The 24,294-nt window shown below is 48.6% G+C and carries 21 protein-coding genes; 12 read left to right on the plus strand and 9 right to left on the minus strand.

Features of this window, described 5'->3' with window-relative positions:
• Nucleotides 1-225: 225 nt before the first annotated feature.
• On the plus strand, nucleotides 226-3,573 hold the full coding sequence (gene secA / locus JUB14_RS16350) for a preprotein translocase subunit SecA (RefSeq protein ID WP_207507400.1): 3,348 nt from the start codon (nucleotides 226-228) through the stop codon (nucleotides 3,571-3,573).
• Nucleotides 3,574-3,673: 100 nt separating this feature from the next.
• Here secA and JUB14_RS16355 read toward each other — a convergent pair whose 3' ends face one another.
• Nucleotides 3,674-4,834, minus strand: a complete 1,161-nt coding sequence (locus JUB14_RS16355) for an App1 family protein phosphatidate phosphatase (RefSeq protein ID WP_207507401.1) — start codon at nucleotides 4,832-4,834, stop codon at nucleotides 3,674-3,676.
• Between the two features lie 168 nt (nucleotides 4,835-5,002).
• Between JUB14_RS16355 and JUB14_RS16360 the strand changes: the two genes are divergently transcribed.
• Nucleotides 5,003-5,689, plus strand: coding sequence for a phosphatidylserine decarboxylase family protein (locus tag JUB14_RS16360; RefSeq protein WP_207507402.1), 687 nt, complete (start codon nucleotides 5,003-5,005; stop codon nucleotides 5,687-5,689).
• On the opposite strand, the gene JUB14_RS16365 is transcribed toward JUB14_RS16360, so the two are convergent.
• From JUB14_RS16365 to JUB14_RS16375, 3 genes are all read right to left on the minus strand, one after another.
• On the minus strand, nucleotides 5,690-6,556 hold the full coding sequence (locus JUB14_RS16365) for a LytR/AlgR family response regulator transcription factor (protein ID WP_207507403.1): 867 nt from the start codon (nucleotides 6,554-6,556) through the stop codon (nucleotides 5,690-5,692).
• A gap of 585 nt (nucleotides 6,557-7,141) precedes the next feature.
• The gene (locus JUB14_RS16370) at nucleotides 7,142-7,762 is read right to left on the minus strand and encodes a rhomboid family intramembrane serine protease (protein WP_207507404.1); all 621 of its coding nucleotides are present in this window, start codon (nucleotides 7,760-7,762) and stop codon (nucleotides 7,142-7,144) included.
• A gap of 120 nt (nucleotides 7,763-7,882) precedes the next feature.
• Nucleotides 7,883-8,857: a polyprenyl synthetase family protein gene (locus JUB14_RS16375; RefSeq protein WP_207507405.1), complete on the minus strand. Its 975-nt coding sequence runs from the start codon at nucleotides 8,855-8,857 to the stop codon at nucleotides 7,883-7,885.
• A 240-nt stretch (nucleotides 8,858-9,097) separates the two neighbouring features.
• Here JUB14_RS16375 and JUB14_RS16380 point away from each other — a divergent pair, with 240 nt between their 5' ends.
• Nucleotides 9,098-9,922 (plus strand): aminotransferase class IV, encoded by an 825-nt coding sequence (locus JUB14_RS16380; RefSeq protein WP_207507406.1) that lies wholly within the window; start codon nucleotides 9,098-9,100, stop codon nucleotides 9,920-9,922.
• Between the two features lie 540 nt (nucleotides 9,923-10,462).
• Here JUB14_RS16380 and JUB14_RS16385 read toward each other — a convergent pair.
• Nucleotides 10,463-11,446: a bifunctional heptose 7-phosphate kinase/heptose 1-phosphate adenyltransferase gene (locus tag JUB14_RS16385; protein WP_207507407.1), complete on the minus strand. Its 984-nt coding sequence runs from the start codon at nucleotides 11,444-11,446 to the stop codon at nucleotides 10,463-10,465.
• Nucleotides 11,447-11,661: 215 nt separating this feature from the next.
• On the opposite strand from JUB14_RS16385, the gene fabG reads away from it, so the two are divergent.
• Nucleotides 11,662-12,399, plus strand: a complete 738-nt coding sequence (fabG, locus tag JUB14_RS16390; RefSeq protein WP_207507408.1) for a 3-oxoacyl-[acyl-carrier-protein] reductase — start codon at nucleotides 11,662-11,664, stop codon at nucleotides 12,397-12,399.
• Nucleotides 12,400-12,460: 61 nt separating this feature from the next.
• Here fabG and JUB14_RS16395 read toward each other — a convergent pair whose 3' ends face one another.
• Complete coding sequence (locus tag JUB14_RS16395) at nucleotides 12,461-13,078, minus strand: hypothetical protein (protein ID WP_207507409.1); 618 nt, start codon at nucleotides 13,076-13,078, stop codon at nucleotides 12,461-12,463.
• Nucleotides 13,079-13,367: 289 nt separating this feature from the next.
• Complete coding sequence (locus tag JUB14_RS16400; protein WP_207507410.1) at nucleotides 13,368-14,348, minus strand: hypothetical protein; 981 nt, start codon at nucleotides 14,346-14,348, stop codon at nucleotides 13,368-13,370.
• Between the two features lie 145 nt (nucleotides 14,349-14,493).
• On the opposite strand from JUB14_RS16400, the gene JUB14_RS16405 reads away from it, so the two are divergent.
• The 3 genes from JUB14_RS16405 (at nucleotide 14,494) to JUB14_RS16415 (ending at nucleotide 18,715) form a co-directional block, all read left to right on the plus strand.
• Nucleotides 14,494-16,257: a DUF4153 domain-containing protein gene (locus tag JUB14_RS16405; RefSeq protein WP_207507411.1), complete on the plus strand. Its 1,764-nt coding sequence runs from the start codon at nucleotides 14,494-14,496 to the stop codon at nucleotides 16,255-16,257.
• Nucleotides 16,258-16,345: 88 nt separating this feature from the next.
• The gene (locus JUB14_RS16410) at nucleotides 16,346-17,341 is read left to right on the plus strand and encodes a polysaccharide deacetylase family protein (RefSeq protein ID WP_207507412.1); all 996 of its coding nucleotides are present in this window, start codon (nucleotides 16,346-16,348) and stop codon (nucleotides 17,339-17,341) included.
• Between the two features lie 309 nt (nucleotides 17,342-17,650).
• Nucleotides 17,651-18,715: a hypothetical protein gene (locus JUB14_RS16415; RefSeq protein WP_207507413.1), complete on the plus strand. Its 1,065-nt coding sequence runs from the start codon at nucleotides 17,651-17,653 to the stop codon at nucleotides 18,713-18,715.
• A gap of 131 nt (nucleotides 18,716-18,846) precedes the next feature.
• Here the strand turns inward: JUB14_RS16415 and lpdA are convergent, their stop codons facing one another.
• Nucleotides 18,847-20,244 carry a dihydrolipoyl dehydrogenase gene (lpdA, locus tag JUB14_RS16420; protein WP_207507414.1) on the minus strand — a complete coding sequence of 466 codons (1,398 nt, stop codon included), beginning with the start codon at nucleotides 20,242-20,244 and terminating at the stop codon, nucleotides 18,847-18,849.
• 275 nt (nucleotides 20,245-20,519) lie between these two features.
• Between lpdA and prfB the strand changes: the two genes are divergently transcribed.
• The 5 genes from prfB (at nucleotide 20,520) to JUB14_RS16445 (ending at nucleotide 23,571) form a co-directional block, all read left to right on the plus strand.
• A protein-coding gene (gene prfB, locus JUB14_RS16425) for a peptide chain release factor 2 (RefSeq protein ID WP_207507415.1) occupies nucleotides 20,520-21,594 on the plus strand; the annotation gives its coding sequence in 2 pieces (ribosomal slippage) (nucleotides 20,520-20,579 and nucleotides 20,581-21,594; 1,074 coding nt in all).
• Nucleotides 21,595-21,675: 81 nt separating this feature from the next.
• Nucleotides 21,676-21,885 carry a type II toxin-antitoxin system VapB family antitoxin gene (gene vapB, locus JUB14_RS16430; protein ID WP_207507416.1) on the plus strand — a complete coding sequence of 70 codons (210 nt, stop codon included), beginning with the start codon at nucleotides 21,676-21,678 and terminating at the stop codon, nucleotides 21,883-21,885.
• Nucleotides 21,882-22,265 carry a type II toxin-antitoxin system VapC family toxin gene (locus JUB14_RS16435; protein WP_207507417.1) on the plus strand — a complete coding sequence of 128 codons (384 nt, stop codon included), beginning with the start codon at nucleotides 21,882-21,884 and terminating at the stop codon, nucleotides 22,263-22,265. The genes vapB and JUB14_RS16435 overlap by 4 nt, the downstream gene beginning before the upstream one ends.
• An 8-nt stretch (nucleotides 22,266-22,273) precedes the next feature.
• Nucleotides 22,274-23,068, plus strand: a complete 795-nt coding sequence (locus JUB14_RS16440; protein ID WP_207507418.1) for an alpha/beta fold hydrolase — start codon at nucleotides 22,274-22,276, stop codon at nucleotides 23,066-23,068.
• 68 nt (nucleotides 23,069-23,136) lie between these two features.
• Complete coding sequence (locus JUB14_RS16445) at nucleotides 23,137-23,571, plus strand: DoxX family protein (RefSeq protein WP_207507419.1); 435 nt, start codon at nucleotides 23,137-23,139, stop codon at nucleotides 23,569-23,571.
• A gap of 46 nt (nucleotides 23,572-23,617) precedes the next feature.
• Here JUB14_RS16445 and JUB14_RS16450 read toward each other — a convergent pair whose 3' ends face one another.
• Nucleotides 23,618-24,292 (minus strand): TVP38/TMEM64 family protein, encoded by a 675-nt coding sequence (locus tag JUB14_RS16450; RefSeq protein ID WP_229367930.1) that lies wholly within the window; start codon nucleotides 24,290-24,292, stop codon nucleotides 23,618-23,620.
• Nucleotides 24,293-24,294 lie beyond the last annotated feature (2 nt).

Below are 24,294 nucleotides of genomic sequence, written 5' to 3' on the forward strand. Positions count from 1 at the left end.
TATAAAAATCTTGTTATTAAACTAGTAGTAAAAAATTAACTTTGCATAGGTAAACCTGAACTCTGCCATTCTGGCACGTATAAAGCATTGGCTTACTATTTGCCAAATAAAGAACTACATCTATTTTTAAACATAAAGGTTATTTATTAGCGTTGGTACTATCTATTTGTCAGGGAATTGGAGCCTAACGTTTAATAATTGACGATTAACGCCTTAGTACGAATCATGATAAATTTATTCTCGAAGCTATTTGGGACGAAGTCTGAGCGGGATTTGAAGGAGCTAACCCCGTACGTGGGAAAGATCAACGCAGAGTTTGCCAAGTTAGCTTCCCTGTCGAATGACGAATTGCGGGCCAAATCAGCTGAGTTAAAAGCATACATCAAAGATAGACTCAAATCCATTGATGACCAGGTAGACCAGCTACGCCAACAGGCTGAGGCGGAGGCGGACGTAGATTCTAAAGAAGTTATCTTCAAGCAGATCGATGCTCTTGAGCTGGATCGTAATAAAGAACTGGAAAATGTACTGATGGAGATCCTGCCCGTAGGATTTGCCATTGTAAAAGAAACAGCACGTCGCTTCAAGGAAAATGAAAGACTGGAAGTAACGGCCTCCTACTTTGACCGTGAAGTAGCTGCCCGTAAGCCTAACGTAACTATTGAGGGCGATAAAGCTTTCTGGAACAGTACCTGGAATGTAATAGGCCACCCCATCAAGTGGAACATGTTACACTACGATGTTCAGCTAATAGGTGGACTGGTACTGCATCAGGGTAAAATCGCAGAGATGGCTACCGGTGAAGGTAAAACTCTCGTAGCTACTCTACCCGCCTTCCTGAACGCACTGGCCGGACAGGGGGTGCATATCGTAACGGTTAACGACTACCTGGCTAAGCGTGATGCCGAGTGGAATGCTCCTCTGTTTGAGTTCCACGGTATGAGCGTTGACTGTATTGATCGCCATCAGCCCAATACCATGGCGCGACGCAATGCCTATAAAGCTGACCTCACCTACGGTACTAATAACGAATTTGGTTTTGACTACCTCCGCGATAATATGTCGCGTAACACCGAAGAGCTGGTGCAGCGTAAGCACCACTACGCCATGGTGGATGAGGTGGACTCCGTACTGATTGACGACGCCCGTACCCCTCTGATCATTAGTGGACCGGTACCTCGTGGCGACGAGCAGGAGTACATGGAGCTGAAGCCCCGGGTAGGCCGTATCGTGGAGGCGCAGAAGCGCCTGGCCATGGATCTACTCAACGAAGCCAAGCGTAAGATATCTGCCGGTGATCGCAAAGAAGGTGGTCTGTCGCTGTTCCGGGTACACCGCGGTATGCCTAAGTACAAGCCGCTGATCAAGTTCCTGAGCGAGTCAGGTATGAAGGCTATCCTTCAGGAAACGGAGTCTATCTATCTGGCCGAAAACCAGAAGCTGATGCCTGAGGCTGATGCCCCGCTGTACTTTACCATCGACGAACGTCATAACAGTATTGAACTGACTGAAAAAGGTATAGACTTCCTCACCGGCGAGTCCGAAGAAGCCAACTTTTTCATTCTGCCTGACATAGCCGTTGACCTCAATGCTATTGAAAAAGATACTGCCATCACTGAACAGGAGCGCGTTCTGAGAAAAGAAGCTCTTATTCGTGATTATTCCGTAAAAACAGCCCGTATTCATACTGTAAACCAGCTTCTGAAAGCGTATACGCTGTTTGAGAAGGATACGGAATACGTACTGATGGACGGAAAGGTGAAGATCGTGGATGAGCAGACGGGCCGTATTATGGAAGGCCGCCGCTACTCAGACGGTCTGCACCAGGCCATCGAAGCCAAAGAAAATGTAAAGGTGGAAGATGCCACCCAGACCTACGCCACGGTTACGCTGCAGAACTACTTCCGGATGTACCACAAGCTGGCTGGTATGACGGGTACTGCCGAAACCGAAGCGGGTGAATTCTGGCAAATCTATAAACTGGATGTAGTGTCCATTCCGACCAACGTACCTATCACTCGTAAGGATGAAGAAGATAAGGTGTACCGTTCGGTGCGGGAGAAGTATAATGCTGTAGCTGATGAGATTGTAGAACTGGTAGAAGCCGGACGTCCGATTCTCGTAGGTACTACCTCCGTTGAAAACTCAGAGATCATCAGCCGGATGCTTACGCTCCGCAAGATCCCGCACCAGGTACTGAACGCCAAGCAGCACCAGCGCGAGGCCGAAGTAGTAGCCGAAGCCGGTAAACCGGGTAACGTTACTATTGCTACCAACATGGCCGGACGGGGTACAGATATTAAGCTGGCTCCTGAGGCTAAGGCAGCGGGTGGTCTGGCTATCATTGGTACTGAGCGTCACGAAAGCCGTCGGGTAGACCGCCAGCTGCGGGGTCGTGCGGGACGTCAGGGTGATCCCGGTTCGTCACAGTTCTTTGTATCCCTCGAAGATAACCTGATGCGTCTGTTCGGTTCGGACCGTATGGCCAAAATCATGGACCGCATGGGACTTGAAGAGGGCGAGGTGATCCAGCACAGTATGATTACCAAGTCTATCGAGCGTGCGCAGAAGAAAGTAGAGGAAAATAACTTTGGTATCCGTAAGCGCCTGCTCGAGTACGATGATGTAATGAACTACCAGCGTGACGCTATCTACCGTCGCCGTCGTAATGCGCTGTTCGGAGACCGTCTGGCCGTGGATATTGCCAATACTCTGTACGATGTGTGCGAGGAACTGGTAGCCAACACTACCGGCAGCTTCGAAGAGTTGGAGCTGGCCAGCCTCACTACGCTGGGTATGGAAGTACCATTCAGCAAGGAAGAGTACGGCCGCTTTAAGGAAACCGATAGAACACAGCGCCTCTACGCTGCTGCCGAAAAGCACTACCAGGAGAAAAACCAGGGTATAGCCAGCAAGGCCATGCCGGTTCTGCAGGCTATCTATGCGGAGCGTGGTGCGATCATTACCGAGATCATGGTACCATTCACCGACGGGTTGCGTCAGACGGGTGTAGTAGTGAACCTGAAGAAAGCAGTTGACACCGAGGGTAAAGATATAGTGCGTGAGATGGAGAAATCCATCGTGCTGTCACTCATCGACCAGGAGTGGAAAGAGCACCTGCGCGAAATGGATGACCTGAAGCAGTCGGTACAGAATGCTGTATTCGAGCAGAAGGATCCATTGCTGATCTATAAATTTGAATCAGTAGAGCTGTTCAAGCGCTTCCTGAGCAAGGTGAACTTTGATATGATCTCGTTCCTGATGAAGGCTGATATCCCGCAGGAGCAGGCTGCTCCCCCGCAGGTACAACAGCCCGTACAGCGTCCGGAACCAACTCCTGAGTTACATACCAATCGCGAGGAAGACCTGGACGACCAAGTAGGCGGTGGCCCTAATGAGTACGCTCGTAACATGGATTCAACCACTCGTAAAGAGCCTGTGCGATCAATCAAAATTGCTGACCGTAACCAGAAGGTAACGGTACAGTACCGCGATGGCCGGGTACTACGTGATGTGAAGTACAAGAAAGTGGAACATGACGTTGAAAGCGGCCACTGCGTAGTGATCGAATAGTAATAACAGCTTATATAAAAGCCCCGCCAGTATAGCTAGCGGGGCTTTTTGCTTTACCAGAATCAGTAATTAATACAGGAGCAGCTAGTAGTAGCAGAAGTTACGCCTGGCTGTTGTCACCCTCATGAGTATCTTTCTCACACTCCTGCTCCACATCAGCGAGTTGTTCCTTGTTGATCCAACCCATATCCGCTGCGTGTTTGGCCGCCTCTAAGGTATCCTGACATAGGACCATCTCAACGCCCTGCCTCCTTACCTCTTCGGCAATCCTATTTACCTCTTCGTCACGTTTGTCAGGACTTACATCCCGAATATATACACCCGCTATCCGCCCCGGATACTCTCCCACCATCTGCTGGTATATCTCGGGATCATGCTGTCCGCTATCACCGATACAGATAAATTGAACGTGGGGATAGGTGTCCAGTATATGTCGGATTTTCTCCTGCTTATACTCCTTCTCACTCGTTTCAAAGTTCCCCCGATCAAAATAGGTACCTTTATCCCGCAGCAACAGAGGCCCCTGGGGTATATCGTGCGCACGAAAAAAATTGATCAGCAGGTCAAAGAGGTTCCACTCACTGCCCGACACAAAAAAGAGCGGATTCTGCCCCTGGTTATTACTCCCCCTACCAAGTGCTCGTAAAAAACCCGCAATACCCGGGAACGGGCTCCGATGGGAAGCATTCTTGGTCAGCATGAGTTTCAGACGCCCGAGGAAGTGGGTAACATTAGAGACCAGTACCGTATCATCTATGTCCGATATAATACCGAATTCTACGTCTTCACTTGGCACAAATATATACCCTTCAGCCTCTAAGGTATCCTGATCCGTTTTTTGTTCCAGTAGCTTCAGCCGGACCTTATTACCTGCTACGGCATAATCGAACTTCTGGTCTGCTCTGAACTCTACATTAAAATATCCTTCTTCATCCGTGACTACTTCTATGTCCTGTCCGGCGAAGGAGGCTCTGAGCTTAATGCCCGGTATCTCATCTGACTCGTAACGCTTGTAGGTGTCTTTGAGATGTTCCAGCATCGTCCCATCCTCCTGATTGTTCTGGATCTTTTCATCTTCCAGTACCCTGCCTTTCAGATACACGTAATGGTCTGAGCCAAAGCCGTAGAAGGGCATGATCATGATGGGCTCTATCAGATTGAACCTATCCTTTATCTTCAGCTTGGTTTTAGATATCATATGCTCGGCCTGTGCCAATGCAGCCAGCAGCTTTTCTTTGATCTCTCCTTTTGAATCAGTCATCTAGCTATTGCTTTTATAACGTGTTACCCTAAAATTGATCTACTAATCCAAACCGTTGACATCAGGTATTGTTATTAGGAAATAGTTAGGATGACCCTACACACGATTAGGATTTCAGAGATTTGACCGATATTTGTATTTTTACGGCACTGCATCAAACTATTTTATATGACTATCCATAAAGAAGGATATACGATCATCGGCGGAACTGCCCTTTTGCTCCTGCTGGTTAACTGGGGCGTACGAGCGTTTACGCCGGGCGTAGACTGGCTACACCTGCTGCTCCTGATCTTGAGTATAGTCTTCCTCCTGCTGATCGTTCAGTTCTTCCGTCACCCCAGACGGGTAGTTTCCAAAGATGAAAAACAGATTATTGCGCCTTGTGATGGTAAGGTAGTAGTGATCGAAGAGACCGTGGAAACCGAGTACTTCAAGGGTCCCCGCCGGCAGATCAGCATATTTATGTCCCCCCTAAACGTACACGTCAACTGGACGCCCGTCAGTGGTGTAGTGCAGTACTTCAAGTACCATCCCGGCCTGTACCTGGTAGCCTGGCACCCCAAATCCAGCACCGATAATGAGCGTACTACTATCGTGATTCGTACGGCCCAGGGCGTAGATGTACTGTTCCGTCAGATCGCCGGAGCGGTAGCCCGTCGTATCAGATGGTACGTACAGGAAGGCCAGCCGGTGGATCAGGCTTCAGAGATGGGCTTTATCAAATTTGGCTCCCGTGTCGATGTATTTGTACCGCTGGACGCTGATATCAAAGTCAATCTGGGAGATAAAACGGTTGGTAGCGTTACGGTACTGGCTGAGCTCAAAGTAGCGAAAGACGAAATCCTGGAATCATAATTACCGCTGCACAAGCTGATTGTAGCGTCTGGCTACCGGAATAGTTATCTCTTCCGGTAGGTGCAGCTTATAGCCCTGTGCGTTGCCGGTTACCTTCCCGACCTTAGCCAGATTAACTATATAGGAGCGATGACAACGGACAATGTCCGGCGCGTGGATCTGCTCCTCCAGTCGTGACAGACTGCTCCGTACCAGCTCGCGCTTTTTCTCTTTTTCAGCCTCATATACCACCATACAGTAGTTGTCGGCCGACTCGATATACAGGAGCTGATTCGCGATCACAATAAGGCTATCCTTCTCATTATCTGCTACCAGCCTGATCATCTCGGGTTGTACAGACTCCATTTCCGGACTAGTTGCTTTCTGAGGCTCTGCCTTAGGTAATACCTGGGGCGGATTGCTGTATTTTTTGAGTTGATAAACGTAGTTGAGCAGGACAGAAGCTACCGTAGGAAATATACCCACCAGCAGGGTATACAGCATTGCCTGTCCGAAGCTCCTGACCGCGCCTGACTCGCCTTCTCCGAATATAGCAACTGAATACAGGTAGTTACCGGCTGCAATGGTTAGTAGCAGACAGGAGACATAAAGAATCTGTCGGCCTACCGTATGTTTCTCTTCGGTGAATGTACTCGCTATAAGCCCCCTCTTCACACTAAACTCCCAGAGAATTATGGCTACGAAGGTCACTACACCATAGCCGGCTATCACTCCCACCTTGACCCAGGAGGCTTCCCAACGGTCTAGCCCGAAGGGCTGAAACAACAGGAGGAATAACGCTACAAACAGCCCCGCTCCAACCGCAAACCCAAAGTCGTGCCGACGGGATTCGTTGAGTGGATAAGGCTGCCTGAGTAGCTGGAACATTGGCTAATGAGTGGAAGAGTAAGTTTCGATTTTCGAGTGCGGATTGTCGGGATGGAAACCTGGTGGTTAAATAGCCTAGAGTACTTACTCCCTCCTGTTAGAGGCTATTGCCTTCTTGTTCACAGGTAAGTGCTACTTACAATTCAACCTCCCGCGTTATAAATAGCTTAGAAATAAATCACTATAACAAGAAGTAGTATGGAAAACGGTAAGGCGAAAGAAAACCAATAGCCGAAGTCAAAAAGCCTTTGTCTAAATCGTTCGTCGTTATGCCTATTATAAAATTTGTCAACCAAAGGTCCAAGTCCATAAAAGAGGTTAGCAACTCCAATCATAAAAACATAACCTACACCTTGAAAAAACATGGAGAACAAGGTTATTTCGAAACCTTGTGTACGAGGAGCAATAAGCAAAGAACCCAAAATTGCATAAACTATAAATGCTATTAGTCCAGCAATAACAAGTCCTTTGTTGTACTTTAACCTACGGCTTGACCACCATTGTCTTGATGATTGCTGATTTATAGTTATATCCAAATGGTTTGACGTTAGTTAAATGGATATGTCCGATACTATGACCGCTAATTCAAAATATCCTCCAGCTGGCAATCTGCTCGAAGAAGCCGGGAACAGATCCCGGATACACAACGGCCATGAATAGCATTCCAAAGATAGCCCCGTACATGTGAGCATCGTGGTTGACGTACCCGCCGCCCCGGCGTGACTCAAAGAAAGAGTAGCCCAGGAACAGCAACCCAAATATAAAGCCGGGCATACAGATAAAGAAGTACAGACAGATCTGCAGCAGAGGGGCGTACAGAATAGCCGCGAAAAGTACTGCTGATACCCCTCCCGAGGCCCCCAGCGAATTGTAGTTGGAATTGTTGCGGTGCTTCAGGAAGGTAGGTATATCCGAAACAATGATACCTACTATATAGAGAAACAAGTAGTAAAAGGTACCACTAGGTCCGAAAAGCATCCCGAACAGACGCTCGATTCCTTCCCCGATAAACCACAAGCTAAGCATATTGAACAGCAGGTGCCCGTAGTCGGCATGGATGAAGCCGGAGGTGATGAAGCGGTAGTACTCGTTCTTTTTGGTAACCTTGTATGGGTTCAGCACCCACTTATCCAGCAGACTTGGGTTGTTCCAGGCATAGATACTGATACCTACTGTAATGATTATAATGATGAGTGTTATAGACATCTTTTTTATTAAGTGAATGGGTGATTGAGCGAATGGTGAATACACTGGTCAATTTTCGAATCTAAAAGGTCGAATAACTGCCAGCTCACCCTACATTATTAACTCTACATTCTTCATTAGTTACTGCTCCCGCTCTACCAGTTGGTGAACAAAGCCCAACAGCGGTGCCTTACGGGCGGGATCAGCCGGTACGCGCTCGAGGCAGTCAAAACCACGGGAGAAGTACTCATTGATCTTTTGCTCCGTAAACGTACGGATACCCAGTGAGTCGTAAATAGTTGTTACGGCTTTTACTTTCTCTTCCTTATCAAATTCTTTTTCGCTCAGCCAGCGATCCAGTTCGGCCCGGGTCTCGCCCTGCGCGCGCTCAAGTGCTTCAATGAGTAGGAACGTCTTCTTGTTAGCGATGATATCTCCACCAACCTGCTTACCAAACTTAGCCGGATCGCCGTATACATCCAGCAGGTCATCTTTCAGCTGAAAGCCCACGCCCATACTTACTCCGGCTTCGTAGAGTAGTTGGGTAGCCTCTTCGTCGGCTCCGCCAATGATACCTCCCAGCTCCAGCGCGAAGCCCAGTAGTACCGACGTTTTCAGGCGGATCATTTCCAGGTATTCCTGCTCCGACACATCCCAACGCGTCTCAAAATTGATATCCAGCTGCTGCCCTTCGCACACCTCGGCTGCGGTCTGATTGAAGCGGGCCAGTACCTTCCTGATACGATCCACCTCCACATCGAGTAGCAGATCATACGCCCGCACCAGCATCACATCTCCTGACAGAATAGCGATATTGGTATTCCACTTTTCGTGCACCGTGGGCTGTCCCCGGCGCAGCGGCGCCTGGTCCATAATATCGTCGTGCATGAGGGTAAAATTATGAAATACCTCCACCGCCTGGGCCGGCTTAAGAGCACGTTGCCAGTCGTCGGTGTACAGGGCCGCAGCCATGAGTGTCATCAGCGGGCGAAGGCGCTTTCCGCTAAGTGACATAATGTACCGGATAGGTTCGTAGAGTTCTACTGGATGTTCGCCGTAGGTATTCTGTTCAATATCAGTTTGAAGTACTTGCAGCAGTTGTTCGGGAGTTGTCATTCTTATGTTGTTTCTGTTCTTTTCAACTACCTGTGAATAAACAGAGTTTACTTTGAAGTAGATATTTTACTTTTTTGAAGTCTACAAAGTAGCTAATTATCAATGAAAAACTCAAAATATAGACCTGTGTACTCACCTATTCCCTACATTTACACTCAGCCTGGCAAAGGCCATTCCCACCATTATATCCTGAAATTATAGCCTAATCATACTTATTGACCCATAGATCACACGTTTACTATGCCTCACCACTGTTACTTCAACGGTCAGATTTCTCCAATTGATATTCCCCTTTTTAAAACCAATGACCTGGGCCTGCTCCGCGGCTATGGTATGTTTGACTACTTCCGTACCTACAACGGTGTCCCCTTCCGCTGGGATGATTACTGGCAACGGTTTGAAAACTCAGCCCGACTGCTCAAACTTCCCCTCCCTGTTACACAGGATGAAGCAGCGGCTGTCCTGACGGAGCTGTACCAGCTATCAGGTGAGCAGGAGGTGGCCTATCGTTTTGTATTGACAGGTGGGTACTCGCCCGACAGCGTCAGCGTCGTACAGCCCAACCTACTGATCCGTACCGAGCCACTCCCACAGGACAATCCGATGGCCCGGCAAAAAGGGATGAAGGTACTTCCGTATGAGTACGTACGTGATCTGTCCGAGGTCAAAACGACTAACTACGTACACATGATCCTGATGGCGGATGAGATGAAGCGTCAGCAAGCTTCAGACCTGCTGTTCCATTGTAAAGGCGAGGTAAGCGAACTGACCCGGAGCAATGTATTCATCTTTAAGGGCGACACCCTTATCACTCCCAACCGACACATATTGCACGGTATTACGCGCCGGGTAGTGATGGAGCTGGCAGCCGCGCATTTTAAGGTACAGGAACGTCAAGTTACCTATGAAGAATTCATCTATTCTGACGAAGCCTTTACGACCAGTACCACCAAGTGGGTGATGCCCATTGTACGGGTAGGCGAACACTCCATCGGTAATGGTACCCCCGGTAAGCGCACCCTGCTGCTCCAGAATTTATTTGAGCAGTTGGTAGGGGTTAAGTAGCTAAAAGAACAGCCGTCAGATGAGTCAGAAACTTGGGGGAGGCGTATCAGCCTGGTAGGATCAATATTGCTCAGAAGGCACTTATATTCTTAAGTATAGTATTCTATTTATTTATACATCAGTATGATACAAAATGGAATCTCCCTATCCTGATTTGGTACTGGTTCGGGTTATTAATGGGGCAAAGATCAGACAAAATTCTCTCAGGGTACATAATTCTGTGTTGGCTCTACCTATGGCTTTTACTTTTTAGAAGTACCGTCTCAACTACTATTGTAGGAATTATAGCGTTAATTAGTTTACATGCGAATGCCATATATATTGGCTATCGACAGCTACATCTGTATACAACACATGATATTCATACTGACAGATCGCTGACCTTTATTTTGCCGTACCTGCTTTTCATCATTAGTACAGTACTTCTCTTTAGAATGTTATTGAAGGATAAGTAGTCCGTGTAGCGACGGACATAAAGAATGAGCGGTATGCTTCACCCCAGAAGCATACTGCTTATAGTATCTGGACTAAGGTACTTAGTTACAAAAGCTTCTCCTTCAGTGCCTCTTTGCGGAGGAGTTCTTTGTTGATAGGTACTACCCCTACTGACTCACACACCAGACCACCGCCCAAGTTGGAAATACCTGCTACGGTACGTGAAGGCAGTCCCAACGCCACGCAACAGGCTGCTATACTGATTACGGTGTCACCCGCTCCGGACACGTCGGCGATCTTACGAATGTGTGCCGGCAGATGATGTACCTCTTCCTGGTAGTCGATGAATACACCTCTTTCTGACAGGGTGATTAATGCACCCTGGGCATTAAGGGTTTCCTTAAGCTGTTGCACTACGGTCTGTAATTCCCCGTCATTATCCACATCAAAGTCTACTTTGAGGCCTTCGCGTAGCTCTTTGAGGTTGGGCTTGAATAGGGTTGTATTATGGTACGAAAGAAAATTGCGCTTTTTGGGGTCTACTACGGTAGGTACTCCATGTTCGTTGGCAAAGCTGGTAATTTCGGCTATAGCCTCGGCGCTGAGTACTCCCTTGTCGTAATCTTCAAAAATGATCACCTGACAGGTAGGTATCAGCTCCTTTACTTTATTGACCAGGCGCTCGCGCTCCTCGTCGCTGATGTACTTGTCGGTTTCGGTATCGATACGTACGACCTGTTGTGATCCGGCTATGATCCGCTCCTTGATGGTGGTGATCCGGCTCTCGCTGCGGATCAGCCCTTCGCAGTTGAGCCCCAGGTCGGTGAGCTTCGCACATAGCGTATCACCCGCCGCGTCTACTCCCACTACTGAACATATGATGGCTTCGGCACCTAATGCCTGTACATTCAGGAGTACGTTACCGGCTCCGCCCAGGCGGTACTCTCGCTTGCTTACATTGACTACCGGTACGGGCGCTTCGGGCGATATGCGTTCTACTTTACCCCATACGTAGGAGTCAAGCATGACATCTCCTACTACCAATACACGCAACGAATTAAATGCTTCAAAAACCTGATCTATGTTCATCGATGATAGTTTGTCTGTCTTCTGTTATTGAGGATGTCTGGTACATATACCAAATACCAGCGCAAATGTCTAAAAATTTATGAAAATGCCTCACGTACATCCTCTCTCCCTGAGCCTCCTCCGACTTTTAGAAAACATTTTCTAAAAAAGATGCTATTATTAGCCTCCGTTGCAGGACAGCTATATTATTCAGTACAACCTTTAACCCCTCACTCATGGGACGCTTACAAAACAAAGTTGCGATCATTACCGGCGGTGCCCGTGGTATCGGCAAAGCCACGGCTCAGTTATTTGCGCAGGAAGGAGCCACCGTTATAATATGGGACACACTGGATAGTGGAGAAACTACCGCCGATGAGCTCCGTGAGCAAGGCTATAAAGTTACGTTCAGACAAGTCAGTGTGACCGATGCGCCCGCGCTGGAAGCCGCCGCACGCACGGTACATGATGCGTACGGTAGGATAGATATACTGATCAACAATGCAGGTATAACCCGTGACCGCTCTCTGCTCAAGATGTCACAGACCGAGTGGGAGCAGGTCATTGACGTCAATCTCAACGGGGTGTTTTACTGTACAAAGGCGGTAGTACCTTATATGGTGGAGAAGCAGTACGGGCGTATTATCTGTACCTCATCAGTGGTAGGCATTACGGGTAATTTCGGCCAGACCAACTACTCAGCCACAAAGGCGGCGATCATTGGCATGGTCAAAACCTGGGCGCGGGAGCTGGGTAAATACAACATTACCGCCAACGCCGTAGCTCCCGGCTTTATCCGGACCGAAATGACGGACCAGATCCCAGAGGAAGTACTTAGGCAGACCGTGGCAACTGTACCTGCCAAACGCATGGGTGCACCCGAAGACATTGCCTACGCCTACCTGTACCTGGCCAGTGACGAAGCCTCCTACGTCAACGGCCATACGCTCAGTGTGAACGGCGGGGTAGCCTAAAGCAACGCGTCCCCGCGCTATGGGCACGGGGACGCGCTTAGTAATAGCTCTAATATTTGGCTTATCGGCTGATAGTCACTTCTTCTGTAAATACCTTGCCGTTGATATTGATCAGTACATCGTATACACCTTCAGGAAGTTGGCTCAGGTCGTAGCGGCGGTTAAGGATGTTTTCATTCACCTGCGCTTCTTCTGAGTACACTACTTTACGCTCGTCGTTAAACATCTGCAATGATACGGTTGGACTACCGGCGAGTAGGGCGTATACATTCAATTTGTTATCAGCCAGGCGTACTGCAGGGCGCTGGATCTCCTGAGCCTCCTGCTGACGGATGGTAGTCACTCCTTCTTTGATCTCCACGGGTACTGTATAGCTGTAGCTGCTGTTGAACACCCGGATGAAGTAATCACCGTCGGTGAGCTTACTCAGATTGTAAGACTGAGCGAAGGAAAAGTTTCTTCTGATTTTTCTGGAATGAAGTGTACTCTTACTGGCATCCAGTAGTTCCACCAGCACAGCTTCGGACGATGCCGACTCAGAGGCCACCAGTATTTTATTTTCTTTGAGGGAAACTACACGTACCTGTACGTTACCGGTGTTGGTAGTACTTGCGAGGGCTGTGGAACTGATGCCTGCTACCAGAGCAAATACGATGGAAAGGATAGTATTATTTTTCATAGCTGCTTATTGTTGAGTTTGATGCTGCAAAAGTGCTACAAAACACGATTCATTTCCAAACCCAAAAATAAGCTTCCAAACAAAATATAATTTCACACACAGTACTTCTGCAATGCCACAATCAGAACTATCATCATATAATAACAGAAAACAGCAAAATACTATTTGGGCATGCGCTCCAATAGTATTTATATAATACCCCCCGGAAGCCGCCCTCCAAGAGTAGGCCCTTTACGATAAAGTTCTTTGATTTATCCTACTAAAAATAGCAGCGCCCGGAGCTATGTCACTACCAGTTGATACCGCTATCACCCAGCCCCAGCCGCTTGGTGAACTTGGAAGAGATACCGGATCGGCTGGTAATGTACCGTACACTAGCCCCAATGTAAGGAGCAGGAGCGGGTGAATAAGCCGTAAGGTTTTCGCGGGCACTATTGAACGTACGTAGCTGACGGAAGCCCGTCATACCCGCCTCAACGGATACATTCAATATGGTGAACAGGTGCGCGTTGGCCGCTATGCCCAGTTTGATGTGCTGGTAGTTCTGGCGGCGAAGCATTTTTTCTTCGGGAGTCTGGATCTGGAAACCTCCACTGTACCCATTTACACCGGCTATAAAGTCTACATTAGCCCACTTATTGATCTTGTAGTTTACATCAGCCATAAACGGTAAGAGGGCCGTAGCTCTCCACTGAGGTCCAAAGCGCTTGTTAACGCCAACCACCGGCACTACCCGAAGCTTTTGACTATATACCAGCATAGATCCGTATAGGATCTGCGACTGCAGACCGAAGATGTGCATACGCGCGGCCCCTCCCCACAGGTAAGGACTCGGCGTAAAGAAGGTCTCATTGGTTTCGGTAATGCCTAACCCAGCCCCATATACCCACAGCCGATCCTTGATACTGGCCTGCAGACGAATGACGCCCAATGAGCCGGTCTTGTAGCCATTCGTAGGAGTCTTAACGCCGTCGAAGGTAGGCTGTAGCTGCGAGAACTGCGCGATAGCTACCGTATGTACGGCCCTTAGGTCGAATTTCTTCCGGAGGCTGAATCCGGCCTGTACCTCACTCTGTAAAGGTACCATCCCGAAGAAGCTGGTACGGGTTAGCCCGAAGTCTGTACTGGTGGGTACGTTAGCCGGGGTGAAGTACTCAGCCCGTAGAGTAACGTTAGGATAAAACAGGCGGCTAAGGCTTAGCTGTTGTGCGGAAGCAGCCGAAAAAGACAAAGGCAACGCAAGAAACAGAACCAGTTGGGGAAGCTTCATAGTAGGTACTTTACGAGTAGTGCTGTACGCAATAACGCCGGAATCAGGAAGGTATTGCCTGCCCCCAATCAGAGTTTAGTTATCAATAAAAGGTTGGTTTGAATAGATTGATTTTCTACCTTATGCCCAAACATACCATTAAAACATGATTAGACTGCCCTCTGTTCAGAATCTGACGGGTGCCATTCAAAGAGTTATACAACGACTACCGTGGGTCGTATTGGTGGCAGCAGCCAAAGCCACTCTACTCATTATTCTCATCGAAACACCTCGCGCTGAGGAGGCTACTCATAACCTGCTGGTCCGGCTGGCCTTTCTGCTTTTTCTGGCCCTGCCCCTCCTGCTTACCATTAGGCTGCTCGGTGAACGAAGACACTGGAGCAATACCATACAGCTAGGAGCCGTAGCCGGCCTGGTAGTACTACTCATCGGGTACTTCTTTACCATCAACGAAACTCCTATTCAGCGCGACTACTACCGCTTCGGACTATTCATGGTGGCGGCTCACCTGCTCGTATCGTTTGCTCCTTTCATAGGCTACCGCGAGCAACAGGGCTTCTGGGAGTTTAACAAAACGCTGTTCCTGCAGATCCTTTCGGCCACGCTGTACGCGGGTACGCTGTATATAGGGCTCATCATTGCCATCGAAACTGTCCACTTCCTGTTTGATGTTGATTATCCCTTCCGGATTGAGGCCGATCTGTTTGTGCTCATATTCAGCTTTGTCCATACCATCCTGTTCCTGAGCGGTCTGCCGGAGCGACTGGATACACTGGAAGAAAACCTCGAGTACTCCAGGGGACTTAAGCTATTTACGCAGTATGTACTGCTGCCCCTCGAAGTAGTATACCTCATTATCCTGTACGTGTACTCCGCCAAGATACTCGTCCAGTGGCAACTGCCCGAAGGGGGCGTAGCCTACCTGGTGGTGGCATTTTCGGTAGCGGGTATCCTGGCGTTGCTACTCCTGTATCCGCTCCGTGACTCTGCCGAAGAGCGGTGGATACAGCTATTTACAAGACGTTTTCACCTGGCCCTGCTGCCCCTGATCGTACTGCTATTCATAGGTATATTCCGCCGCATCCGGGACTACGGCATTACCGAAAACCGGTACTTGGTAGGTATACTGGCCGTGTGGCTACTGGGCATTACAGTCTACTTCCTGTTCAGCAAGCGTGACGATATCCGCCTGATTCCCCTGACACACTGTATCATCAGTCTGCTTATTGCGGTAGGGCCTTGGAGTATATTCGGCGTGTCACGCCAGAGTCAGGCCAACCGCTTCCGGGAGCTCCTCACCCAGTACCAGCTCCTCAACAGCCAGCAGCAGGTGGAGGGAAAGGCCGCCGTAACTACCTCTGATTACGACCATCTGCTGTCGATAGTCCGTTACTTCCGCGACCGGGGTGAGATACAGACGCTGCAGCCCTTCTTTGTTCAGCTCCCCACCCGCAACAACCAGACTGCGGTTGCCAATGCCATTGAGCTGAAGCTTAGAAATAGCCTTACGGCTAAAGCCATACCGGGCGAAGGAAGCAAAGTACTTAACTTTTCTACCCGCTCGGCTCCCAACGAAGTATACTCGCTGGACATCAGGGGCTTTGATCAGTTGTGGATGTTTCAGGTGTACGGTGAGCAACGCATCGAGCAGGACGATTGGATGATTCAACCGGCTCAGAACGGCCGTACTCTGAATATTTACCAGGAGAGTACCCGCATCACATCCTGGGACATAGCTACGCGCCTGGCCGAACTGGAACAGGAGTACGGGGCCTCCTCTAACGAGGTGGATCCGGCGCGGCTCCGGTTTGACTTTCAGAATGGGACCCACTCACTACGGCTTGTACTACGGTCAGTTTCCCGCAATGGCAACAACTACTCCTACGAAGGAATCCTGCTGAGGAAATAGCCCGAATGCCGGAGTATAGAGTACTAGGGAGGTAGTAAGTTTAGTTAGTACCTGGCTTTCCTATATCCAAACTTTATATCTGTTGTTCATGAAATATAGATTACTTAGTATTCTCCTGATCCTGGCCACTACCACCTTTGCCCAGTACTCCGAAACCACTACCTACGCCGAAAGGCTGGGCTACCCCAAAGGGAAGAAGGTAGTCATTATGCACGTAGACGACGTAGGGATGTCCTACGAGTCAAACCAGGGTACCATCAGGGCCCTCACCGAGGGCGTGGCAACCTCCTTTAGCATTATGATGCCCTGTTCGTGGGTACCCGGCTTCGTTCACTATATGAAGCAGCACCCCGGGTTGGATGCCGGCCTGCACCTGACGCTTACCTCCGAATGGAAAGACTACCGCTGGGGACCACTGGCTGGTAAGCCTACTGTAAAGACCCTGGTTGATGCCGAAGGCGCCCTGTGGCCGAGTGTGAGTGATGTGGTCAAAAACGGCTCAGCTGATGATGTAGAACGGGAGATCCGCGCTCAGATTGACCGCGCCCGCTCCATGGGCTTTGAGCCTACCCACCTGGACTCCCACATGGGTACTCTCTTTGCTACGCCCGCTTTCATCGAACGGTATGTTAAAGTAGGGATGCAGGAGCGGATTCCGGTGATGTTCCCGGGTGGCCATAATACGGCTATTCAGGTTGACGAACGGATGTCTCCCGATATGCTGGCTATGACGCGGCAAATTGGCGGCCAGCTCTGGAACGCTGGCCTACCCGTTCTGGACGACCTGCACAACAGCAGCTACGGCTGGAAAGGCAACAGCAGCATGTCTAAGAAAGAATTACAGCGCTACAAGACTGAGAAGTACATCGATGGGCTGAAAAACCTGAAACCCGGCCTCACCATGGTGATCATGCACTGTACGGATCCCTCGGAGATATTCCCACACATCTCCGATTCAGGTAATACCCGCGAAGGGGACCTACTGGCTATGATTGATCCGGAACTACGCAAGTACATCGAGAAGGAAGGCATTATACTAACCACCTGGCGCGAAGCCTTGCAGCGCCGCCAGCAGGCGAAGTAGGTTGTATACTCATGACCCGCAGAGCCGGCACAGTGACCTACCAGGTATACTGTGCCGGCTCTGCTGATTTTTAGACCTTTACCAGCAAAGATTGGCACAGATTGTGTTTAGTGTATTTCTAGTAGAAGTATACTGAAGTTAGGGGCACGGATACTGCCTGCTACCGTTACATAACATTCTGATTTTTCTCTGTCACAGTTTTAAAGACAGAAATACCTTTGTATTAACCATAGCAACAAATAATCTAATTACCCTCTCTTTAACTCATCCTTATTGAGAGATTATTGAGCACTATATCCTCCTATAAAAATGAAAAAAGTATTGATGTACGTAACTGCATTTGCAGTTTATTTCCTCTTTTTTGAGATTGTATTACGCTTGTTTTTCTTAGGGTTCAATGCAGGATTCTTTACTCCTTATAAGTCTCTGCTCACCAAGCACTATCCCGAACTACTTCCCATTTTTGATCAGGAAGTAAAACAAGACGATAACGCCAAAAAAATTCTGATCCTGGGTGGTTCAGTAGTCAGCACGAACTGGTCACATTTGGAAACCAGGTTAGAGACACTGCTTCGTCCCTATTCCCCTGACAAATCAGCCATTCGTGTCTTTAATGCAGCAGCCCCAGCCAACAGTTCACTAGACAATCTCATCAAGTACAAGTTGCTTGCCGATTATAACTTTGATTTAGTGCTCTACTATGAAGCTATCAATGAGAATCGGTTTAATAATGTACCTGCCAATTTATTCAAAGAAGATTATAGTCATGTAGAATGGTATAGAGACATCTATATGATCCTGCAGCATCCGGATCTCAAATACACCATCCTACCTTATACGCTCCACTATATTTACAGGAGGGTAAATGAGCTTATTACAAAGCCAGCCAGCCTTAATATGAATGGGGTACATGAGAAAGATATGGTGTACGGAAGCGAAATCAAAACGTCTTCCCCCTATCGAAAGAATATTCAGGAGCTGATCAATTTAGCTAATTCCAGAAACCAGCAACTCCTGTTAATGTCATATGCCCCCTTTTTTCCCGAAGGCGTTCAGCTCACCGGAAGCGAAACGGATGAAAAGTACTTTGGAGGCTGCAAGTTTCGCTCGAGTATCTTGATCTGGGGAGATATTACGAACGTAAAAAAGGGAATAGCTGCTCATAATAAGGAGCTAAGGGAACTAGTTGCTTCTAACAAAGTAAACTTTCTGGACATGGATCAGGCCATGATTCGGCGCAAAGATTACTATTGCGATATATGCCATTTACGTGAAGAGACTGGTGCACAATACTTCGCCTCTATCATCAAAGATCACATTGTTGCAAAGCAATTACTCTGGCAGGATAACCAAAGGTATGCTACTGTCAAATAGAGGCCGCTGAGATTATGCAGCCCCATCTCATCAAAAGGTACTACTACGTAGGCTGATAAAAACAGAAATCCCCTCGTGATTTTCGTCAGGAGGGGATTTTTATATTATAACTATTATTTAACTACCAGCTATTACAGGTCAATGGCTTCGCCGTAGGCTGCTTCGGTAGCGCCTTTCACCGCTTCCGACATGGTAGGGTGTGGGTGGATCGAGCGCAGGATCTCGTGTGAGGTAGTTTCGAGCTTACGAGCCGCTACTACTTCGGCGATCATTTCGGTTACGTTAGCACCAATCATGTGAGCACCTAACCACTCGCCGTACTTAGCATCAAAGATCACTTTTACAAAACCTTCGCGTACACCACCGGCGGTCGCTTTACCTGATGCGGTGAAGGGAAACTTACCTACCTTGATATCGTATCCGGCTTCGCGGGCTTTCTTTTCAGTCAGACCTACCGAGGCGATCTCAGGCTGGCAGTACGTACAGCCAGGGATGTTGCCGTAGTCGATAGCTTCGGTCTTGTGACCGGCGATCTTCTCGGCACATACGATACCTTCAGCCGTAGCTACGTGAGCCAACGCCGGGCCAGGCGTACAGTCCCCGATGGCATAGAAACCGGGCACGTTGGTCTCGTACCACTCGTTCACCGTGATCTTGCCTTTGTCAGTTTTGATACCTACTTCTTCCAGACCAATGTTCTCGAGGTTAGCAATTACACCGGCAGCCGACAGTACTACATCTACTTCAAAAGTCTTCTCTCCGTCTGGAGTTTTGACAGACACTTTACAGCCTTTACCGCTGGTGTCTACTTTCTCAACCGAAGAGTTTGTGTAGATCTCAATACCATTCTTCTTGTATTGCTTAGCCAATTCTTTGGATACGTCCTCATCTTCTACGGGTACTACGTTCGGCAGGAACTCCACGATCGTTACCTTGGTACCCATGCTGGCGTATACGTAAGCGAACTCTACTCCAATTGCTCCCGATCCGATTACCAGCATCGACTCCGGCTTATTCTCCAGGCTCATGGCCTTGCGGTATTCGATTACCTTCTGGCCGTCGATCTTGATATTAGGCAGCTCACGCGCACGAGCTCCCGTAGCGATGATCACACCCTTACTGGCTGTATAATCTGTTTTCTTGCCATCCTTATCGGTTACCTCTACGGTCTTGTTGGCTTTCACCTTACCGGTACCCATAATGACATCAATCTTGTTTTTCTTCATCAGGAATGACACTCCTTTGCTCATTCCTTCAGCAACGCCACGGCTCCGCTTTATTACTCCGGTGAAGTCAGCTGAGTAATCGCCAACATTAATACCGTAGTCTTTGGCGTGCTTGATGTATTCAAATACCTGCGCGCTTTTGAGCAGGGCTTTTGTAGGAATACAGCCCCAGTTGAGACAGATTCCACCTAAACTTTCTTTTTCTACGATCGCTACTTTCAATCCCAGCTGGGATGCACGGATAGCAGCCGGATAACCTCCGGGGCCACTTCCGATGACGATCACATCATATGTTTGAGCCATTTCCTATTGATTTTTTGGTAAAAATGGTTTTACTGAAAAACGCTACAAAGTTAAGACGATTTGCGGGAATGCCTACACCGACACCGGATGGTATTTGCCCGAACCCAAGGTCCCTGTCAAATTGTTATTATCTTTGCTGCCTTTGGTACCCATGTAGGGTTAAAGCATTGATGGTCATAAACTGTCGATGGCCAATGGTTATTAGAAGAGTACTTCTAATGGATCCGGCAACCGTAGGTGGTAAGCCAGTATTTACTAATCTAACTCTTTTCAATATGACACTTGAACAGTTGAAAGACTTGAAGGCCAGAGTAGAGGCCTTGGGGAGGTATCTTTGACTACGCTAATCGTAAGCAACAACTAGACGACCTCGAACAACAAACCGCCCAGCCAGAGTTTTGGGGTGATTCCGAACGCGCTGAGCGTACTATGAAAGAAATACGTGGCCTGAAGTTCTGGACGCTGGGCTACGAAGAGCTGTCGCGCCTGCGCGACGACCTGGACACCATCTGGGAGTTTTATGAAGCCGACGAAGCTACCGAAGAGGAGGTAGACGAAGAAGGCCGTAAGCTAGCCGCCAAACTGGACGAAATAGAGTTCCGGAAGATGATGGGTGAGGAAGGCGACGAACTACCCGCCGTGATCGAGATCAACGCCGGAGCCGGAGGTACCGAGTCGCAGGACTGGGCTTCAATGCTGATGCGGATGTACATCATGTGGGCCGAGAAAAACGGCTATAAGGTACGCGAAGTAGACCTGCAGGACGGGGAAGTAGCGGGGGTCAAATCCGTTACGCTCGAAATTGACGGCGACTACGCCTACGGTAATCTTAAGTCAGAAAACGGAGTACACCGTCTGGTACGTATTTCGCCCTTCGACTCCAACGCCCGCCGGCATACGTCCTTTACCTCGGTGTATGTATACCCACTGGCCAACGATGATATTGAGATTGATGTAAATCCGGCCGATATTACATGGGACACTTACCGCTCGGGCGGAGCTGGTGGACAGAACGTAAACAAGGTGGAAACGGCCGTACGTCTGCACCACAAGCCTTCGGGTATTGTCATCGCCTGTCAGCAGGAACGTTCACAGCTCATGAACAAGGAGGTAGCCATCCGCCTGCTCAAGTCACGCCTGTACCAGATCGAACTGGAAAAGCGTAATGCAGCACGCGCCGAGGTAGAAGCCTCCAAGCGTAAAATCGAGTGGGGTTCGCAGATCCGCAGCTACGTACTTGACGACCGCCGCGTAAAAGATCATCGAACCAACCACCAGACCTCTAATACTGATGCGGTACTGAACGGTGAAATCAACGACTTTATTAAAGCATATCTAATGGAGTCATAAAATACAATACCTCCGGAAACAGTTATATTTCCGGAGGTATTGTATTCACAATGTAGTATTTTAAATGAAACGATTGCTGCTATGACCAATACTGATCTTTTAAATAAAGTAGCTATCCTGCCTGACAACCTTAAAAATGAGGTAGCAGATTATGTAGATTTTCTGATCCACAAGTATGTTACTGAAAAAGCTACGCCTCATAAGTTACAGTTTGGCATGATGAAGGGTACCATTACCCTTTCTGATGATTTTGATAAACCTCTGGATGATTTCAACGAGTACATGCAATGAAGTACTTGCTTGATACCCATACGTTATTGTGGTTTCTGGAAGGAGATACATCACTTTCTCAGATAGCCATAGAGTTAATTGAGAACGAAGAGCACATTAAGTACATAAGCATAGCCTCCATTTGGGAAATAAGTATTAAGCATAGCCTAGGAAAGCTCCTTCTTACTAAGGAATTACGAGAACTTTTCGCCGAACTCCTTCTTACAGAGATACAGGTACTTCCTATATCGTTCAATCATATTCTCAGGTTGAATTCGCTGGACTTTCACCATCGTGATCCTTTCGATCGCCTTATCATTGCACAGGGGCAGGAGGAAGGTCTTACGATCATTACCAAAGATGCCATCTTTTCTGAATACGAGGTGGGAATTATTTGGTGATTAACTCAATGCTCCACTACCACCGGCTGGGCCACGGCCCGCACATACTGCTCGCTTTTCACGGCATTGGTCAGGAAGGGGCCGGTTGTTATCAACCTATGGCCGATACCCTAGGCGACTACTACACCATCTACGCGCTTGACCTCTTCTTTCACGGAAAAAGCAGGGATACCCTGGCATCTGACTGGATTTCTGAGAGTAAGCCGCTTACTAAGGATAGCTGGAAGCAAATTGTAGAAACCTTTCTGTCTGATAATAACATTGACAGGTTTAGTGTAACCGGGTTCAGCATGGGTGGTCGCTTCGCATTGGCTACGCTCGAAGCTTTTCCCGAACGCATTGATAAGGCTTTTCTGATGGGTCCCGATGGTGTTTCAGAGCATCCGCTATATGGATTCGCTACGCGCTTTGCTCCTGCCCGTGGGCTGTTTCACTGGGTACTGGATCACCATGAGTTGCTTATTGGTACAGCCCGGCTTCTGGAAAAGCCCCGCCTGATTAGCAGTAGCCTCACACGCTTTGTACAGCACATGCTGGATACGCCCGAAAAGCGGCAGATTGTCTATAACTCATGGGTCGCTTTCCGGGAACTTCATTTTCACATTCCCTCTCTCTACTCTAGCCTTCAACAGCATAGCGTGCAGGTGTATCTGTTTATGGGGCGCTATGATCAGATGCTTCGCCCGGCCCACGTCAAGCCCCTATCCCGTCTACTCCCCCAGAGCCATTATATCCTTCTGAACTGCGGCCATACCCGCCTGGTAGCTCATGCCACGCCCTATATATCTTCTTTCACGAAATAAGTTACTTATTACTTGACTTTAGTAAATAAAGTAGCTAACTTTCTCATCGTCATAAACTTATATACGTTATGAATGTAGTTCATCGTATTGAGCGCTGGGGTGAAACGCATCATCCGGCGTGGCTTGACATGGTTCGTATTGCTCTTGGGGTGCTGCTGTTTGTGAAGGGAATCAGCTTTATCAGCGATACCAGTCGCCTGGCCCAGCTGGTCAACGGCTTGCACTTCGACCTGTGGTCAGTTATGGCGGTACATTACGTAGCCTTTGTCCACATTTTTGGCGGCTTCCTTATTACTATGGGTTGCCTGACCCGCTTGGCCTGTATTCTACAACTACCTATCTTACTTGTTGCTGTATTTTTCGTAAACCTACGTATGGGATTCTCGTACTTCAACTCCGAGCTCTGGCTTTCTGTTGTCACGCTTCTACTAGTGATTGTCTTCACCGTTGCAGGGTCCGGTAAGTTTTCAATGGATGAATGGTTGAGAACGCATAACCATTGAAAAAGCTCACTGAGTGCGATAATCATGAGAGGCCGGATTCGGCCTCTCATTTTTTTGGCCTGAAAAACCAGCCTATACCCGCCGATGAAACCAGCAGCAGTACCAGCAGCAGTACCTGAGTAGCCAGCCCTTCATTAGGGTGCTCAAGTAGGTACCGGATTTCTTTGGCCTTGGTACCGGCCCATACAGTCAGTATCGTACGGGGTACCATCCCCAACGCTCCTCCTATCAGCATCCGCCGCAGATTAGCTCCGGCCAGCGCAAACAACAGGTTCGTAACGGCAAAAGGTAGTACCGGCGAAAGCTTGGTAAAAAATATCAGCTTCAGCTGATTCTCCCGAAATCGTGTCAGTATATTCTTAGCGCTGGGAAAAGCCTCCTCCAGGTACTGTAGCATCTGACTAGCCTTCAGGTTGCGCGCCAGGAAGTACACCATACCGATAGCCACTATATTCATGGCAAACAGCAGGGGGAGTGATATCCACCCGAGTATGTAACCATATACCAGCGCCAGGAAACCCGGCGGCACCAGCGCCAGCGCCGAGGCTACGGCCAGCGCTCCCGTCAACCCTATCCACTGCATCATTGTCCAGCCGGTAAGACTACCCTCATGGGTGATAGCCCAGCCCGTAAACAGAGAGCTCGTCACCAAAGGCATTACCGTCAGAAGCGTACTTAACAAGAGCGGAAGCGGGTACTTACGAAGAAAAGAGTTGGCCAAGA

This window comes from Telluribacter humicola, assembly GCF_017355935.1.
In the GTDB taxonomy this organism is placed as follows: Bacteria; Bacteroidota; Bacteroidia; order Cytophagales; family Spirosomataceae; genus Telluribacter; species Telluribacter humicola.